The sequence below is a fragment of the Pseudoalteromonas sp. 0303 genome, from assembly GCF_013349995.1.
Lineage (GTDB): Bacteria > Pseudomonadota > Gammaproteobacteria > Enterobacterales > Alteromonadaceae > Pseudoalteromonas.
Window position 1 is genome coordinate 150947 of record NZ_JABVXF010000006.1, and the last position, 15020, is coordinate 165966.

Below are 15020 nucleotides of genomic sequence, written 5' to 3' on the forward strand. Positions count from 1 at the left end.
CTTGTTATCTACAAAAGCTGAATGTGATAACTACATATTAGTTGTTCTGCTTTCTACATACAATTAATAAAGGTTAATACAAGTAACTTAATGAAATTGAATTATCTAAATAACTTGACGTGTTACAACTGATTTTTCAGTTTGGCTGATGGCTGATGGCTGATGGCTGATGGCTGATGGCTGATGGCTGATGGCTGATGGCTGATGGCTGATGGCTGATCGAGAAAAGGGCCTTAACGGCCCTTCGTGTTGCAGCAAGTAACACATTCTTTATAAAGTGAAGTCAACCGCGTAAGCGACATACACTTTTACATCTGAACCATCAATGTCGTTGTCTGAAAGACCGAAAGTAAAGCCGTCTTTCGACACTGAAACACCGTAGTCGATGATGTCATCATCACCAATGAAATCCCCTGAGTAATGACCTAAGTGAAGAGCCATTTCTGCACCGGTACTGCCAACTGGGAAACTGTAGTCAGCATTTAAATATAGAGAGTCACCAAAATCTGTACCGTCACCGCTTGCTGCTGATGTTGCTAGGACTGCTGCACCAAAGGTGAAGCTACCCATGCTAATGCTACCGTAGATTTCTGAGAAGTCTGCATCTGTGTAAGACGCTGCATCTGGGTATGCATAATAAATGTAGCCAACATCGTAGCTAAAGGTTTCATTGATTTCACCGCCAAAACCAGCATAAAGGTCTAGCTCGTAAGTCATGTCGTCAGCCCAGCTAGCATTCGATACCCAAGTACCCGCATAAAAGCCAGATTCACTTGCGTAGTCGATACCACCTTGGATTGCAGCATCACCACCGCCTTGCTCTTGACCACGCCATAAGTAGTTTGAAGTTGCCGCAGCGTTTGCTGTGACTTCTGCATAGCTATATGTTGAGCTCAAAGTTAATAGCGCAAGGGCGCTTGCTGCGACCGTTTTTTTTAGTTTTAGCATGTTTCTGTATCCTGTTGTTATGTTGATTTTGTCCCATTTTCAGATTGCAGTCTGGTTATTATTTGCGGACATTTTCTATGTGTTGTCTGGATACGATATTGCACTGGTTGTGCCAAGTTAATTTCGAATGGGATATTTTATGCTTAAAGGCTTTAAAAACAGGCTTTTAAACTTGTTTAATTGTGAAAAGGATGGTTATTTGAATTGTTCATGCGCACATGTGTGGTGCAAAAAATAACCCGGTTGCACAATTGCGAAGCAACCGGGTTTTGCCTATTTGAGAGTAACTTAGCCGAAAATTGCACGCATTAGACTAATGGTTTCTTCAACACTGCGGCCTTTTTCAACTTCACTGATGATTGAATCGCGCTTAGCTTTGATATGTTCAGGGATATCATCACTTGCTAATGCTCGATCCACCAGTATCTCTGCTGATTCTTTGCCACGGCGTACGGTCTTTTTACCTGCTGAGCTTGTGGTACTCTTAGGTTTGTTTAACAACTTAATATAGTTAGAGTTATCAGCGGTACTTTTATCTGCATAATAAAAGAAGCTAGGCAATAGGGCTTTGATTTCAACCAGAGATTGTTCAAGCTCATTTGCTGCACTGGCCATTTTGAACCAAGGCATGTTATGTATTGCTTCGACAACATCTTGCCAGTAGCGCTCAAAATCACGGTTATTAAGCTTAGTAATGCCTAATGCCGCACAAAGGGCATCAAGTTTACTATTTACGATTGGTGTAAACACGTCAGGTCGGCGCATCGCAAGCAAGCGAGTAGCAGGAGCAAGCGTTGGCTTTTCATCGCTGCCATTAAATGCCATGAAGTAAGCAACCATAAAATGCTGATAATGTTCTTGCGTTACTTCACCCTCAAGTGGAATGTGTACAAGCGCCTCATCGAATGCACCTGGTAAATCACTCAACATTTGGTGGAAACCTTTTGCGTTCTTAGTAGAAGCAAACCATTCAACGTCGAAGTTATAGCTGCTTGGATCAAGCGAGGCACTGTGTTTACCAGAAAAAGCTAAACGGTCTTCTGGGATCATCTCTTTTAGGGATTGCGATTTAATTGCAGCAATGTAATTAGCTAAGCGTAGTTGCTCATCAAGGGCTACAAGCTCTTTATGCTGCTCGATGAAGCCTGCAATAACAGGCCAGGGCGCAACCCTTAATGTTTTTAACTGCAAAAAACTGATTGCAGAAATTAATAAGTCATGAAGTTTTTTAAGAGTGGGTAATTGCTTATCTTCTAACAGATCGTAGTTAATGCGATCGCGGCTTGCACTTAATAGCTCATAGCACCAACCTAAAAAGTCTTCAGGGTGGTTTTCTACTTTAACTGCCATAAGGTTTAAGCTGATATCAGAGGCTTGCTTGAGGATATTTTGATAAATTTGACTTTCTTGCTCGCCAAGCGCCATTTTTGACGGTGAAATAAGCAGTTTCTTCATGCTTAATCGATACTCCAGTTTTGACCAAATTGGGTTGTTTAATTTTAGTACACAGGGTGCAAAAACAACAGGGTCGTGCATCATACCGAAGTCTATTATTGTTGTAACCTTTGTTTATAAATTAGTTATTTTCTAGAATTTTTTGATTACTTAATATACATTTTAATAGCCTCAAATTGGGAGGTTTATGAAATATGGATATTAAAATGAAACGTTATTTATTATTTAGCTCTTTATTCTTTAGCAGTTTTACTCAAGCAGGCTTTTTAAACAGCCTTGTAGACGGTGATGGTTTACCTACTCTAACTTCTTCTAAAAAGGCAGGAGTTGGCTTTGCCAGCGTTGCAGCACCATATGCAAACACCGTTAACTATTTTGGTTATATTGATAAAACAGTAGCACCAGATGCGAATGTTAATGGTAAGAAAGCTTATTATTTATATGTTTGGGTACCTGCTGCTATTGATGAATTAGGAGTCAGAATGATTTCACCCGTTGGCGATTTAGCTGAACCGAGCAAGACAGATTTTGTTCAAAAAGGTTATACCGAAAAAGCAAAAGATAAAGAAACTTGGTTTGATACATGGATACGTGTAGAGCGAATGGATGTAGTTTCCGCTGATAAAATTAGACACGCCAAAAAAGTTATTAATATTCTTGCAAAAGACGATGATGGTGATGATACCTATGATGAAAAGCGCCACGCTAGCTATAATTCTTTAGTTAGGATCGAAACTGAAGTTAGCAAACCTGAGAAAGCTCTGGTTCGTGGTTTGTATCGAATAGCATTCACAACATACAAAAAGGGGGAAGTTGAAGGTTCGTTTGTGTCAACTGTAGGAACAAATGTGCCGGGAGTGAAAGTTGCAGCATCTTTAGCTGAGCTTGATGTGTTAGTTAACAATTAAACTACTGAGTCCATTAACTTTATAGTTAATGGACTCAGTAAGCTGGTAAGTAAACCTTTAAAATCCTCAATAAAATATTTCAGCGCTGATTCATATTCTTGTACCTAAGCTTGTTTACAAACCTTTTTGTGAGTTCGGCAATGCAATTGCGCCTAACTCCCGCTATGATAAAGAACATTGTTTGCCCATTTTTAAGGATGATTATGAAAACCTTACTGAAAATCGTTGGTGTCATCTTCGTATTACTGATTGCATTGGTAGTCGCTGCACCATTCCTAATACCTACAGACGCGATATTTAATAAAGTATCGGAGCAAGTAGAACAAACCACAGGTCGTAGTCTGACTATTAATGGCGATAAAAAGCTGTCGGTATTTCCATCATTAAAACTCGAATTGAATGATGTGCACTTTGCCAATATGCAAACAGGCTCGCAAAAAGATATGGCAAGCATGCAGCAACTTGCTATCCGTATCCCGTGGATGTCGTTATTTGGCGGTGAGTTTAAGCTTGATAAATTTGTGATTAACGAACCAACGATTTTGTTAGAAACCGATAAAAATGGTAGAGCAAACTGGCAACTATTTGATGCGGTTGCTGAGCAACCACAGACAGAGCAGCAAAAGAGTTCTGGCGCTGTTAACTTACCAGATAACTTTGATATCGAACTTGGTGAAGTGGCAATCTACGGTGGTACTTTCACTTATCTAGATGGTAAAACCGGAGCAAAGCAACAGATAAGCGATTTAGAGTTAGCCATCTTACTACCTTCTCTTCGTAAGACCTTAGAATTAAAAGGCGGTATTACCTATATGGGTGAGCGCTTTGATTTAGATGTCACGCTAGATACACCTGTTAAAGCGATTGAAGGCGAAACCTTTAATGTAAGCACTGAGGTTGATTCACGCTTAGTCGATTTGAATTTTAAAGGTGCAATTGCAGAAATGGGTAATGACGTGCAAGGGCTTCTTTCTGTCAGTGGTGACTCTGTTAAAAACATTGCGAGCTGGCAAAGTGTTGAGCTTAATGCAAAAGAAAATGCGTTTAATGCCTTTAATGTAAAGGGTTCAATGCACCTAAAAGGACAACAGTTTAAGCTTACTGAGCTACTTGCCACCCTAGATGAGCTGCAAATTAAAGGTAAAAGCGATATTAAGCTTGGTGATCGTTTAGCTGTGAATGCCGATATTGATTTAGGTATGCTTGATCTAAACCCTTACCTACCAGAGGGCGTAGCTAAAGAAGAGCAAGCAGAGCCTGCAGCAGATGCGCCAGCACAGCCAATTGTTTGGGATGATACTGTAATTGATATGAGCGGCTTAAATGCACTTGATGCAAATGTAGTCGTGCGTTCAAGTGGCTTAAAAGCAAATGATATTACCCTTGGTGAAAACCAGTTAACGGTGAACCTAAAAAATGCCGTGGCTAAAATCAGTCTAGACAAGTTTGTTGCTTATGAGGGCAATGGTAATGGTGTGATAACCGTTAACGCCAAGCAAACACCTTATAAAATTAGTACTAACTTTTCTTTAGATAAAATAGATGCACAGCCATTACTAACTGATGCGGCTGGTTTCGATAAGTTAATGGGTAAAGGCTCTTTAAATTGGGATCTAACGACCACAGGTCAAAGCCAAAAGAGCTTTATAAATGCTTTAAATGGTAAGTTAGGCTTTGAGTTTGCTGATGGTGCGGTAAAAGGGGCCAACATTGCAGAGATGGTTCGTAAAGCAAAAGAGCTAATCAAAGGTAACTTAAGCGCAGTATCAGAAGGTTTAGATACTGGCTTTGATAACTCACAGCAAACAGACTTCTCAGCATTGCAGGGCAGTTTTGTATTCACTAACGGTGTTGGTGAAAATAAAGACCTGTCACTACTTAGCCCACTTATTCGTATCACTGGCTCAGGTAAAGTTGATTTACCTATGACGAATGTAGACTACCGCTTAGTAACGGGGATAGTTGATTCAATCGAAGGGCAAGGCACGACAGATGACAGTACCGGCTTTAAAATCCCACTGCGTATCAAAGGCCCATTCCATGATGTTGGTTATAGCTTAGATGTCAGTGATGCGGCTAAAGAAGAAGTCAAAGAAAAAGCTAAAGATAAAATCAAAGACAAATTAAAAGGTCTATTTGGTAATTAATAAAAATTTAATTAAAGTCAAAAACAGGGCGCATTTGCGCCCTGTTTGTTTTATAATCAATAACATTACAGCAAGCTGCTGTAATTCCTCAATGCAGGCATTACGATTAATTCCAAATTAATTAAAAAATAACCTACCACTTCCTTGCCATTGCTGCTACAATTGCCCGCCCTTAAGAGACAACTTGCTTGTTTTTTGAGTGGAATTTAACCGAAATGTCTTGATTTTAAACAAAATTAAGGCGTGTTGTAATTTCTACACCGGAGGTCATTAACATGATCCAAATGCAAACTCAGCTGGACGTTGCTGATAACAGCGGCGCTCGCAAAGTGCAGTGTATTAAAGTCCTTGGCGGTTCGCACCGTCGCTATGCAGCGGTTGGCGATATCATCAAAGTTTCTGTAAAAGAAGCTATTCCTCGCGGTAAAGTGAAGAAAGGTGATGTTAAAAACGCGGTAGTTGTGCGTACTAAAAAAGGCGTTCGTCGTCCGGACGGTTCTTTGATCCGTTTCGATAGCAATGCGGCTGTTATCTTAAACGATAACTTACAGCCAATTGGTACTCGTATCTTCGGCCCTGTGACTCGTGAACTTCGTACTGAAAAGTTCATGAAAATCGTTTCACTAGCACCAGAAGTACTATAAGGAGTCTATCATGGCAGCAAAAATCCGTCGTGATGACGAAGTAATCGTACTAGCAGGCAAAGACAAAGGTAAGCGCGGTAAAGTGCTTTCAGTTGTTGCTGAATCTGGTCGAGTATTTGTCGAAGGCATCAACTTAATCAAGAAGCACCAAAAGCCTGTTCCTCAGTTGAACCAAGCTGGCGGTATTGTTGAGAAAGAAGCGTCTATCGACGTATCAAACGTTGCGATCTACAACTCGGAAACGGGTAAAGCAGATCGTGTAGGTTTCAAGATTGAAGATGGTAAGAAATTACGTATCTTTAAATCTACTGGTAAAACTATCTAATAGTTGGAGTAGAATGATGGCGAAACTGCATGAAGTATATAAAGACAAAGTAGTTGCTGAGCTTCAAGAGAAGTTTGGTTTCAGCTCTGTCATGCAAGTCCCTCAGATCGAAAAGATCACATTAAACATGGGTGTGGGCGAAGCTCTAGCTGACAAGAAGATCCTAGATAACGCTGTTGCGGATCTAGAAGCAATCTCTGGTCAGAAACCTCTAATCACTAAAGCACGCAAATCAGTTGCTGGCTTCAAAGTGCGTGAAGGTTACCCAATTGGTTGTAAAGTAACCCTACGTGGCGAGCGTATGTGGGACTTTTTTGAGCGTTTGGTTTCAATCGCTATCCCACGTATCCGTGACTTCCGTGGTGTAAGTGCTAAGTCTTTTGATGGACGTGGTAACTACAGCATGGGCGTACGTGAGCAAATCATCTTCCCAGAAATCGATTATGATAAAGTAGACCGTGTTCGCGGTATGGATATCACAATCACTACTTCTGCGAAAACAGATGATGAAGGCCGTGCGTTGTTAGAAGCGTTTAACTTCCCATTCAAGAAATAAGGGTAGGGTTATGGCAAAGAATTCTATGAAAGCGCGCGAAGCAAAGCGTGCGAAATTAGTTGCTCAGTTCGCTGAAAAGCGTGCGGCACTAAAAGCTATCATCAGTGATGTTAATACATCTGACGATGATCGTTGGGACGCGGTATTAAAGCTACAAGCTTTACCACGTGATTCTAGCTCTTCGCGTCAACGTAATCGTTGTAACGTTACGGGCCGCCCACATGGTTACCTTCGCAAATTCGGCATGAGCCGTATCAAAGTTCGCGAAGCAGCTATGCGCGGTGAAATTCCTGGCCTTAAAAAGGCTAGCTGGTAATAGTATCACGGGAGTAAGACTATGAGCTTGCAAGATCCTATTGCGGATTTGTTTACACGTATCCGTAACGGTCAGTCAGCGAAGAAAGTATCAGTAACGATGCCAACTTCAAAACTGAAAGTAGCAGTAGCTAAAGTATTAAAAGATGAAGGTTATATCGCAGATTACGCTGTAAGCGGTGAAGCGAAGCCTGAGCTTTCTATCGATTTAAAATATTTCGAAGGCAAAGCTGTTATTGAAAATATCCAGCGTGTTAGCCGCCCTGGTCTACGTATCTATAAGAAACGTGACGAATTACCAAAGGTAATGGGTGGTCTTGGTATCGCTATCGTATCAACTTCTAAAGGCCTAATGACAGACCGCGCAGCACGTAGTGCCGGCGTTGGTGGTGAGATCATTGGCTTTGTAGCTTAATCGGAGGGGAACTATGTCTCGCATAGCAAAGGCACCAATCAATGTTCCTGCCGGTGTAGAAGTTACATTAAAAGGCCAGGACATCACAGTTAAAGGCAAAAACGGTGAATTAACTCGTACTATCAACGACGCTGTTGAAGTACAAGTTAACGACAACGTTATTACAACTTTACCTCGTGAAGGCGTAGCTAATGCATGGGCACAAGCAGGTACTGCTCGCGCTCTAATCAACAACATGGTTGTTGGTACGCATGAAGGTTACGAGAAGAAACTTCAGTTAGTAGGTGTTGGTTACCGTGCAGCAGCTAAGGGCAAAGTATTAGACTTAACTCTTGGTTTCTCACACCCAGTGAATTTCGAAGTACCAGAAGGTATTACGATTGAAACACCAAGCCAAACAGAAGTTCTAGTTAAGGGCGTAGACAAGCAGTTAGTTGGTCAAACAGCTGCTAACATCCGTGCATACCGTAAACCTGAGCCTTATAAAGGTAAAGGTGTTCGTTACGCGGACGAGAATGTACGCCGTAAAGAGGCTAAGAAGAAGTAAGGTAAGACGATGGATAAAAAAACAGCTCGTCTACGTCGTGCTAAACGCACTCGTAGAAATTATATTGAACAAGGCACAACGCGTCTTGTTATCCACCGCACGCCACGTCACATTTACGCTCAAGTAGTTACTGCTGAGGGTACTGTACTGGCTGCTGCTTCTACTGTTGAAAAAGCAATTAGCGAAACAGTTAAAGGCACAGGTAACGTTGCAGCTGCTCAAGCAGTTGGTAAAGCGGTTGCTGAACGTGCAGCTGACAAAGGCATCGAAAAGATTGCTTTTGATCGCAGTGGCTTTAAATATCACGGCCGTGTGAAGGCGCTTGCTGATGCAGCGCGTGAAGCCGGTCTGCAATTCTAGGAGTAGACAATGGCTAACGTAGAAGCAAAGCAACAACAGCCTGATTTGGCTGAAAAGCTAATCGCGGTAAACCGTGTGTCTAAAGTGGTTAAAGGTGGTCGTATCTTTAGCTTCACTGCACTAACAGTAGTTGGTGACGGCGCAGGTAAAGTAGGTTTTGGTTATGGTAAAGCACGTGAAGTTCCAGCTGCTATTCAAAAAGCAATGGAAAAAGCACGTCGCAACATGATCAGTGTAGACCTTAACGGTAACACGCTACAGCACCCAATCAAGGGTCGCCACGCGGGTTCTAAAGTATACATGCAGCCTGCTTCTGAAGGTACAGGTATCATCGCCGGTGGTGCGATGCGTGCAGTACTAGAAGTAACTGGTGTACAGAACGTATTGTCAAAAGCATACGGTTCAACTAACCCGATCAACATCGTTCGTGCAACGATTGCTGCTCTAGAGAACATGAACTCTCCAGAGTCAATCGCTGCTAAACGTGGTCTTAGCGTTGACGAAATCACGGGGTAAACCATGGCTAATAAAACTGTAAAAGTAACACAAGTAAAGAGCTCTATCGGTCGTTTACCGAAGCATAAAGCTACATTACGCGGTCTTGGTCTACGTCGTATCAATCACACTGTTGAGTTAGAAGACACAGCATGTGTGCGTGGTATGATTAACCAAGTTTCTTACATGGTAAAGGTTGAGGGTTAATTCGATGCATTTGAATACACTTTCACCTGCTGCTGGTGCAAAAACTGAAAAGAAACGTCTAGGTCGTGGTATTGGTTCTGGTCTTGGTAAGACTGGTGGCCGTGGTCATAAAGGCCAAAAATCACGTTCTGGCGGTAAAGTACGCGTTGGTTTCGAAGGCGGTCAAATGCCTATGCAACGTCGTCTACCTAAATTTGGTTTCACTTCACGTAAATCATTAGTATCTACTGAAGTTAACCTTTTTGAAATCGCTAAAGTTGAAGGCGATGTAGTAGACGTAAACGCGTTACAAGCAGCTGGTCTAGTTAAAAAGAACATCCAGTTCGTTAAAGTAGTTAAATCTGGCGAAGTTTCACGCGCAGTTACCGTTAAAGGTCTTAAAGTGACTAAAGGTGCTCGCGAAGCTATCGAAGCTGCCGGAGGCAAGGTAGAAGACTAAGGAAGTACTAATGGCTAAACCAGGTCAAGATATGAAAAGTGCACAAAGTGGGCTTTCGGAATTGAAGCGTCGATTACTATTTGTATTAGGTGCTATCATTATTTACCGTCTAGGTTCATTCGTGCCGATCCCTGGGATTGACGCCGCTGTACTTGCCGATTTCTTCGAGCAACAAAAGGGCACCATTGTTGAAATGTTTAACATGTTCAGCGGTGGTGCGCTTGAGCGCGCTTCAGTGTTAGCACTGGGTATTATGCCGTACATCTCGGCTTCGATTATTACGCAACTATTAACGCATATGTATCCGCCGTTTATAGAGCTTAAGAAAGAAGGTGAGCAAGGGCGTAAGAAAATTAGCCAGTACACACGCTACGGCACGCTTGTGCTTGCTACAATCCAATCAATCGGTATTGCTACCAGCTTACCGGGCATGATGGACGGGTTAGTTGTTAACCCTGGTATCGGTTTCTATTTCACTGCTGTAGTGAGTTTAGTAACTGGTACTATGTTCCTAATGTGGTTGGGCGAACAAATTACAGAACGTGGTATCGGTAACGGTATCTCAGTTCTGATTTTTGTTGGTATCGTAGCTAACCTGCCGTCTGCTATTGGTTCGACAGCCGAAATGGCGCGCCAAGGTGATCTGAATGTACTTGTACTGTTATTGATTGCTGTAATCGTATTCGCTGTTACTTACCTAGTTGTATTTTTTGAACGTGGTCAACGTCGTATCGTCGTTAACTATGCAAAGCGTCAACAAGGTCGTCAGGTATTTGCTGCTCAAAGCACGCACTTACCACTGAAAGTAAACATGGCGGGTGTTATTCCACCAATCTTTGCTAGCAGTATAATTCTGTTCCCTGGTACAATTGCAAGCTGGTTCGGCCAGGGTGAAGGTCCGGTCGCTGATGTGCTACAAGCAATCGCTACAACGTTGACTCCAGGTCAACCTTTATATGCGATGGTTTTAGCTGCGGCTATTATCTTCTTCTGCTTTTTCTACACCGCGTTGGTATTTAACCCGCGTGAAACAGCAGATAACCTGAAAAAATCTGGCGCATTTATCCCAGGTATTCGTCCAGGTGAGCAGACATCTAAATACATTGATAAAGTGATGACACGCCTGACATTGGCAGGTGCTTTGTATATAACCTTTATCTGTCTGGTGCCCGAATTCATGACTATGGCATGGCAAACGCCATTCTATTTCGGCGGTACATCAATTTTGATTATCGTTGTTGTAATCATGGACTTTATGGCACAAGTACAGACGCATCTGATGTCACATCAGTATGATTCTGTGCTGAAAAAAGCAAACCTTAAAGGCTACGGTCGATAAGGTCATTTTACGGAGTTGAGCAATGAAAGTACGTGCTTCCGTTAAGAAAATATGCCGTAACTGTAAAGTTATTAAACGTGCTGGTGTAGTACGCGTAATTTGCAGTGAGCCTAAGCACAAGCAAAGGCAAGGCTAATTAAACAGTCGTGCAGGCTGAGTTATTTACTCGGCCTGTGTTTTTAGTTGTGATTTGGTCTTCGTTTGAGTATCCTTACGGGCTTTTCAAACAGATGATTACCAAATTCAAATATAGGAGATGTGTTAGTGGCCCGTATCGCTGGCATTAACGTCCCTGATCATAAACATGCAGTTATCGGTTTAACTGCTATTTATGGCATAGGTAAGACTCGCTCTAAGGAAATCTTAGCAGCGACTGGTATCGCCGAGACCACAAAAATCGGTGAACTTTCAGACGAAACACTTGACGTATTGCGTGAAGCAGTTGGCAAGTACACTGTAGAAGGTGACCTTCGTCGTGAAGTTACATTAAATATCAAGCGCCTTATGGACCTTGGTTGTTTCCGTGGCCTACGTCACCGTCGTTCGTTACCACTACGTGGTCAACGTACTAAGACTAACGCGCGTACTCGTAAGGGTCCTCGCAAGCCTATCAAGAAATAAGGTGGGGTAGATTATGGCTAAAGCACCAATTCGTCGTAAGAAGGTTAAAAAGCAAGTTGCTGATGGTATGGCTCACGTTCATGCTTCTTTCAACAACACTATTGTAACAATTACCGACCGTCAAGGTAATGCACTATCTTGGGCAACAGCAGGTGGTTCAGGTTTCCGTGGTTCACGTAAATCTACTCCATTCGCGGCTCAGGTTGCTGCAGAGCGTGCAGGTACTGCTGCTCAAGAATACGGTTTAAAAAATCTAGAAGTTTTCATCAAAGGTCCAGGTCCAGGTCGTGAATCTGCTGTACGTGCTTTGAATGCTGCTGGTTACCGTATCACCAACATCACTGACGTGACGCCAATCCCTCATAATGGTTGTCGTCCACCGAAGAAACGTCGCGTTTAACAATAGGTTAGGAGAAATAACATGGCAAGATATTTGGGCCCTAAGCTCAAGCTGAGTCGTCGTGAAGGTACTGACCTGTTCCTTAAGAGCGGCGTAAGAGCTATCGACTCTAAGTGTAAACTTGAGACTGCACCTGGTCAGCACGGCGCTCGTAAAGGTCGCTTATCTGATTACGGTTTACAGCTACGTGAAAAGCAAAAAGTACGTCGTATCTACGGTGTATTAGAAAAGCAATTCCGTAACTACTACAAAGAAGCTGCTCGCCTTAAAGGTAATACAGGTGAAAACTTGTTACAGCTTTTAGAGCAACGTTTAGACAATGTTGTATATCGCATGGGTTTTGCTAGCACACGCGCTGAAGCACGTCAGTTAGTAAGCCACAAAGCGATTTTAGTTAATGGTCGTGTAGTGAACATCCCTTCATACGTAATTACTCCAGAAGATACTGTTGTAATTCGTGAGAAGTCAAAAACACAAGCACGTATCATCGCTGCTCTAGAGTTGGCTGAGCAACGTGAAAAGCCGACTTGGGTTGAAGTTGACGGTAAGAAAATGGAAGGTAGCTTCAAGCGCCTACCTGAGCGTTCAGATCTGTCTGCGGACATTAACGAACAACTAATCGTCGAACTTTACTCTAAGTAAAGTTAAGAGTTAAGAGAGGATAAAATGCAGGGTTCTGTTACCGAATTCCTAAAACCAAGGTTAGTCGATATCGACGCTATCAACCCAACGCGTTCTAAAGTAGTTTTAGAACCATTAGAGCGTGGCTTCGGTCACACTTTGGGTAATGCCTTACGCCGTATACTGTTATCATCTATGCCTGGATGTGCAGTAACTGAAGTAGAAATCGACGGTGTATTGCATGAGTACAGCGCGAAAGAGGGCGTACAAGAAGACATCATTGAAATTCTGTTAAACCTTAAAGGTCTAGCAGTAACTTTAGAAGGCAAAGATGAAGTTTTTCTGACCCTGACTAAATCTGGTGTAGGCCCTGTGACTGCGGCTGATATTCAGCACGATGGTGATGTAACTATCGCCAACCCAGATCACGTTATCTGTCACCTTACGACAGATAGCAGCGAGATCAGCATGCGTATTCGTGTTGAGCGCGGTCGCGGTTATGTGCCGGCATCTAGTCGTTTATCCTCTGATGACGATGAGCGTCCAATTGGTCGTCTGCTGCTTGATGCATCATTCAGCCCAGTTGAACGTATTGCGTACTCGGTTGAATCAGCCCGTGTTGAGCAACGTACAGACTTAGACAAGTTAATCATTGATATGGAAACAAACGGCACTTTAGATCCTGAAGAAGCGATCCGCCGTGCGTCTACTATCTTAGCTGAGCAATTAGATGCATTCGTAGATTTACGTGATGTAACTGAGCCAGAAGAGAAAGAAGAGAAGCCAGAATTCGATCCTATTCTGCTTCGTCCAGTTGATGATCTTGAGCTAACAGTACGTTCAGCAAACTGTTTGAAAGCCGAGCAAATTCAATATATCGGTGATTTAGTTCAGCGCACTGAAGTTGAGCTTCTTAAAACGCCTAACTTAGGTAAGAAGTCTCTAACTGAAATTAAAGACGTGCTAGCTTCACGTGGTCTTTCTCTAGGTATGCGCCTAGAAAATTGGCCGCCTGCAAGCCTAGCTGAATAATCTAAATCACTATATTAGTTTAGTTAGAAGGATAGGGTCATGCGCCATCGTAAGAGTGGTCGTCAATTAAACCGTAACAGCAGCCATCGCAAAGCGATGTTCAGCAACATGGCTGGTTCTTTGGTGAAACATGAAATCATCAAAACAACTTTGCCTAAAGCTAAAGAGTTGCGCCGTGTAATTGAACCTTTAATCACACTGGCTAAGACTGACAGTGTAGCAAACCGCCGTTTAGCGTTTGCTCGCACGCGTGATAATGAAGTAGTTGGTAAATTATTCAGCGAAATCGGTCCACGTAATACAGACCGTCCTGGTGGTTACACTCGTATTCTTAAGTGTGGCTTCCGTGCTGGTGATAATGCACCAATGGCTTATATTGAACTAGTTGGTCGCCCAGCGACAAACGAAGAAGTTCAAGAAGACGCGCAGTCTGCAGAGTAAGTCTTAAAGACACCAAAAAGCCGAGCTTATGCTCGGCTTTTTACTTTATAAAATTCACTACTAAACTTCACTACTAATAAAACAGCTCTATCAACCCCAAACATTACCATACAATCTTGAATCACCTAGCACCTAGCACCTAGCACCTAGCAATTAAGATCACATATAAAGATCAATTCGCGTTCTTTAATAGATAAATCACCTTCTTTACAACTTAAAAACAAGCTCATTTATAAAATACACTGCCTAAATAGCCATAATACGAGTAATTTAGTGTTATTTTTGCCCGTTTCGTTCGTATTTTGCGCGAATAGTCATTTTTTTTATGAAAACTTCAAAAAACAGTTGATCTCAATTCGGATCTCCCTATAATGCGCATCCACCGACACGGCGGACTGCTTACAAAAAAGCAAAACGACGAGTTGGTTAAGTCAAGTAAGACTAAGTTTTGAAAAAATAAACTTTTCTCAAAATTAAGTGTTGACAAAAATAACGGCTTGCGTAGAATGCACAGCCCTTGAGACGCGAAAGTATCTCAAACGTTCTTTAACAATATAAAGCAATCATCTGTGTGGGCACTCGTACAGGTTGAGTTCTAACAGCGAAGCTTAGTTTACTAAGTAACGCAAACAAATTTAGAGTCTCAAATGTAACTGAGTGACTATATAGTCAATTCGATATCGAAAGATATCAAAATCAGAATTCATTGAGCATGTCCCTCGGGACAGAAAAAACTTTTAATTGAAGAGTTTGATCATGGCTCAGATTGAACGCTGGCGGCAGGCCTAACACATGCAAGTCGAGC

General features: G+C 42.3%; 21 protein-coding genes and 1 rRNA gene. 20 read left to right on the forward strand and 2 right to left on the reverse strand.

Going from position 1 to position 15020, the window contains the following annotated elements:
• Window positions 1-270: 270 nt before the first annotated feature.
• Both HUS62_RS06420 and HUS62_RS06425 read right to left on the reverse strand, forming a co-directional pair.
• On the reverse strand, window positions 271-948 hold the full coding sequence (locus tag HUS62_RS06420) for a TorF family putative porin (protein ID WP_054554395.1): 678 nt from the start codon (window positions 946-948) through the stop codon (window positions 271-273).
• Window positions 949-1236: 288 nt separating this feature from the next.
• The gene (locus HUS62_RS06425; protein ID WP_175078927.1) at window positions 1237-2403 is read right to left on the reverse strand and encodes a hypothetical protein; all 1167 of its coding nucleotides are present in this window, start codon (window positions 2401-2403) and stop codon (window positions 1237-1239) included.
• Between the two features lie 194 nt (window positions 2404-2597).
• Between HUS62_RS06425 and HUS62_RS06430 the strand changes: the two genes are divergently transcribed.
• The 20 genes from HUS62_RS06430 to HUS62_RS06525 form a co-directional block, all read left to right on the forward strand.
• Complete coding sequence (locus tag HUS62_RS06430) at window positions 2598-3311, forward strand: LipL32 family surface lipoprotein (protein ID WP_175078928.1); 714 nt, start codon at window positions 2598-2600, stop codon at window positions 3309-3311.
• A gap of 203 nt (window positions 3312-3514) precedes the next feature.
• Window positions 3515-5458, forward strand: coding sequence for an AsmA family protein (locus tag HUS62_RS06435; protein WP_175078929.1), 1944 nt, complete (start codon window positions 3515-3517; stop codon window positions 5456-5458).
• Window positions 5459-5733: 275 nt separating this feature from the next.
• The gene (gene rplN, locus HUS62_RS06440; protein WP_010378257.1) at window positions 5734-6102 is read left to right on the forward strand and encodes a 50S ribosomal protein L14; all 369 of its coding nucleotides are present in this window, start codon (window positions 5734-5736) and stop codon (window positions 6100-6102) included.
• A gap of 10 nt (window positions 6103-6112) precedes the next feature.
• Window positions 6113-6427, forward strand: coding sequence for a 50S ribosomal protein L24 (gene rplX / locus HUS62_RS06445; RefSeq protein WP_054554391.1), 315 nt, complete (start codon window positions 6113-6115; stop codon window positions 6425-6427).
• 16 nt (window positions 6428-6443) lie between these two features.
• Window positions 6444-6983, forward strand: coding sequence for a 50S ribosomal protein L5 (rplE, locus tag HUS62_RS06450; RefSeq protein WP_054554390.1), 540 nt, complete (start codon window positions 6444-6446; stop codon window positions 6981-6983).
• Between the two features lie 10 nt (window positions 6984-6993).
• Window positions 6994-7299: a 30S ribosomal protein S14 gene (gene rpsN, locus HUS62_RS06455; RefSeq protein ID WP_054554389.1), complete on the forward strand. Its 306-nt coding sequence runs from the start codon at window positions 6994-6996 to the stop codon at window positions 7297-7299.
• A 21-nt stretch (window positions 7300-7320) separates the two neighbouring features.
• Window positions 7321-7713: a 30S ribosomal protein S8 gene (gene rpsH / locus HUS62_RS06460; protein ID WP_054554388.1), complete on the forward strand. Its 393-nt coding sequence runs from the start codon at window positions 7321-7323 to the stop codon at window positions 7711-7713.
• Between the two features lie 13 nt (window positions 7714-7726).
• Window positions 7727-8260, forward strand: coding sequence for a 50S ribosomal protein L6 (gene rplF / locus HUS62_RS06465; protein ID WP_054554387.1), 534 nt, complete (start codon window positions 7727-7729; stop codon window positions 8258-8260).
• Window positions 8261-8269: 9 nt separating this feature from the next.
• Window positions 8270-8620, forward strand: a complete 351-nt coding sequence (rplR, locus tag HUS62_RS06470) for a 50S ribosomal protein L18 (RefSeq protein WP_036974021.1) — start codon at window positions 8270-8272, stop codon at window positions 8618-8620.
• Window positions 8621-8629: 9 nt separating this feature from the next.
• Entirely contained in the window at window positions 8630-9136 is a 507-nt protein-coding gene (gene rpsE, locus HUS62_RS06475) for a 30S ribosomal protein S5 (RefSeq protein WP_036974018.1), read from the forward strand.
• A gap of 3 nt (window positions 9137-9139) precedes the next feature.
• Window positions 9140-9322, forward strand: a complete 183-nt coding sequence (rpmD, locus tag HUS62_RS06480) for a 50S ribosomal protein L30 (protein WP_016710201.1) — start codon at window positions 9140-9142, stop codon at window positions 9320-9322.
• Between the two features lie 4 nt (window positions 9323-9326).
• Entirely contained in the window at window positions 9327-9761 is a 435-nt protein-coding gene (gene rplO / locus HUS62_RS06485; RefSeq protein WP_054554386.1) for a 50S ribosomal protein L15, read from the forward strand.
• Between the two features lie 10 nt (window positions 9762-9771).
• Window positions 9772-11100 (forward strand): preprotein translocase subunit SecY, encoded by a 1329-nt coding sequence (gene secY / locus HUS62_RS06490; protein ID WP_036974013.1) that lies wholly within the window; start codon window positions 9772-9774, stop codon window positions 11098-11100.
• 22 nt (window positions 11101-11122) lie between these two features.
• Window positions 11123-11236: a 50S ribosomal protein L36 gene (gene rpmJ / locus HUS62_RS06495; protein WP_002959476.1), complete on the forward strand. Its 114-nt coding sequence runs from the start codon at window positions 11123-11125 to the stop codon at window positions 11234-11236.
• Between the two features lie 128 nt (window positions 11237-11364).
• Entirely contained in the window at window positions 11365-11721 is a 357-nt protein-coding gene (gene rpsM / locus HUS62_RS06500) for a 30S ribosomal protein S13 (RefSeq protein WP_054562818.1), read from the forward strand.
• Between the two features lie 13 nt (window positions 11722-11734).
• Window positions 11735-12121 carry a 30S ribosomal protein S11 gene (gene rpsK, locus HUS62_RS06505; protein ID WP_036974009.1) on the forward strand — a complete coding sequence of 129 codons (387 nt, stop codon included), beginning with the start codon at window positions 11735-11737 and terminating at the stop codon, window positions 12119-12121.
• A 21-nt stretch (window positions 12122-12142) separates the two neighbouring features.
• On the forward strand, window positions 12143-12763 hold the full coding sequence (gene rpsD / locus HUS62_RS06510) for a 30S ribosomal protein S4 (RefSeq protein WP_036974007.1): 621 nt from the start codon (window positions 12143-12145) through the stop codon (window positions 12761-12763).
• 24 nt (window positions 12764-12787) lie between these two features.
• Window positions 12788-13774, forward strand: a complete 987-nt coding sequence (locus tag HUS62_RS06515; protein ID WP_004589198.1) for a DNA-directed RNA polymerase subunit alpha — start codon at window positions 12788-12790, stop codon at window positions 13772-13774.
• Between the two features lie 39 nt (window positions 13775-13813).
• The gene (gene rplQ / locus HUS62_RS06520; RefSeq protein WP_004589197.1) at window positions 13814-14215 is read left to right on the forward strand and encodes a 50S ribosomal protein L17; all 402 of its coding nucleotides are present in this window, start codon (window positions 13814-13816) and stop codon (window positions 14213-14215) included.
• Between the two features lie 738 nt (window positions 14216-14953).
• Window positions 14954-15020, forward strand: a 16S ribosomal RNA gene (locus HUS62_RS06525); the annotation flags it as partial.

Excerpts from the sequence above, each read along its gene's own strand:
- HUS62_RS06420 (WP_054554395.1), bottom strand. The coding sequence starts at position 948 with ATGCTAAAACTAAAAAAAACGGTCGCAGCAAGCGCCCTTGCGCTATTA.
- HUS62_RS06425 (WP_175078927.1), bottom strand. The coding sequence starts at position 2,403 with ATGAAGAAACTGCTTATTTCACCGTCAAAAATGGCGCTTGGCGAGCAA.
- HUS62_RS06430 (WP_175078928.1), top strand. The coding sequence starts at position 2,598 with ATGGATATTAAAATGAAACGTTATTTATTATTTAGCTCTTTATTCTTT.
- HUS62_RS06435 (WP_175078929.1), top strand. The coding sequence starts at position 3,515 with ATGAAAACCTTACTGAAAATCGTTGGTGTCATCTTCGTATTACTGATT.
- rplN (WP_010378257.1), top strand. The coding sequence starts at position 5,734 with ATGATCCAAATGCAAACTCAGCTGGACGTTGCTGATAACAGCGGCGCT.
- rplX (WP_054554391.1), top strand. The coding sequence starts at position 6,113 with ATGGCAGCAAAAATCCGTCGTGATGACGAAGTAATCGTACTAGCAGGC.
- rplE (WP_054554390.1), top strand. The coding sequence starts at position 6,444 with ATGGCGAAACTGCATGAAGTATATAAAGACAAAGTAGTTGCTGAGCTT.
- rpsN (WP_054554389.1), top strand. The coding sequence starts at position 6,994 with ATGGCAAAGAATTCTATGAAAGCGCGCGAAGCAAAGCGTGCGAAATTA.
- rpsH (WP_054554388.1), top strand. The coding sequence starts at position 7,321 with ATGAGCTTGCAAGATCCTATTGCGGATTTGTTTACACGTATCCGTAAC.
- rplF (WP_054554387.1), top strand. The coding sequence starts at position 7,727 with ATGTCTCGCATAGCAAAGGCACCAATCAATGTTCCTGCCGGTGTAGAA.
- rplR (WP_036974021.1), top strand. The coding sequence starts at position 8,270 with ATGGATAAAAAAACAGCTCGTCTACGTCGTGCTAAACGCACTCGTAGA.
- rpsE (WP_036974018.1), top strand. The coding sequence starts at position 8,630 with ATGGCTAACGTAGAAGCAAAGCAACAACAGCCTGATTTGGCTGAAAAG.
- rpmD (WP_016710201.1), top strand. The coding sequence starts at position 9,140 with ATGGCTAATAAAACTGTAAAAGTAACACAAGTAAAGAGCTCTATCGGT.
- rplO (WP_054554386.1), top strand. The coding sequence starts at position 9,327 with ATGCATTTGAATACACTTTCACCTGCTGCTGGTGCAAAAACTGAAAAG.
- secY (WP_036974013.1), top strand. The coding sequence starts at position 9,772 with ATGGCTAAACCAGGTCAAGATATGAAAAGTGCACAAAGTGGGCTTTCG.
- rpmJ (WP_002959476.1), top strand. The coding sequence starts at position 11,123 with ATGAAAGTACGTGCTTCCGTTAAGAAAATATGCCGTAACTGTAAAGTT.
- rpsK (WP_036974009.1), top strand. The coding sequence starts at position 11,735 with ATGGCTAAAGCACCAATTCGTCGTAAGAAGGTTAAAAAGCAAGTTGCT.
- rpsD (WP_036974007.1), top strand. The coding sequence starts at position 12,143 with ATGGCAAGATATTTGGGCCCTAAGCTCAAGCTGAGTCGTCGTGAAGGT.
- HUS62_RS06515 (WP_004589198.1), top strand. The coding sequence starts at position 12,788 with ATGCAGGGTTCTGTTACCGAATTCCTAAAACCAAGGTTAGTCGATATC.
- rplQ (WP_004589197.1), top strand. The coding sequence starts at position 13,814 with ATGCGCCATCGTAAGAGTGGTCGTCAATTAAACCGTAACAGCAGCCAT.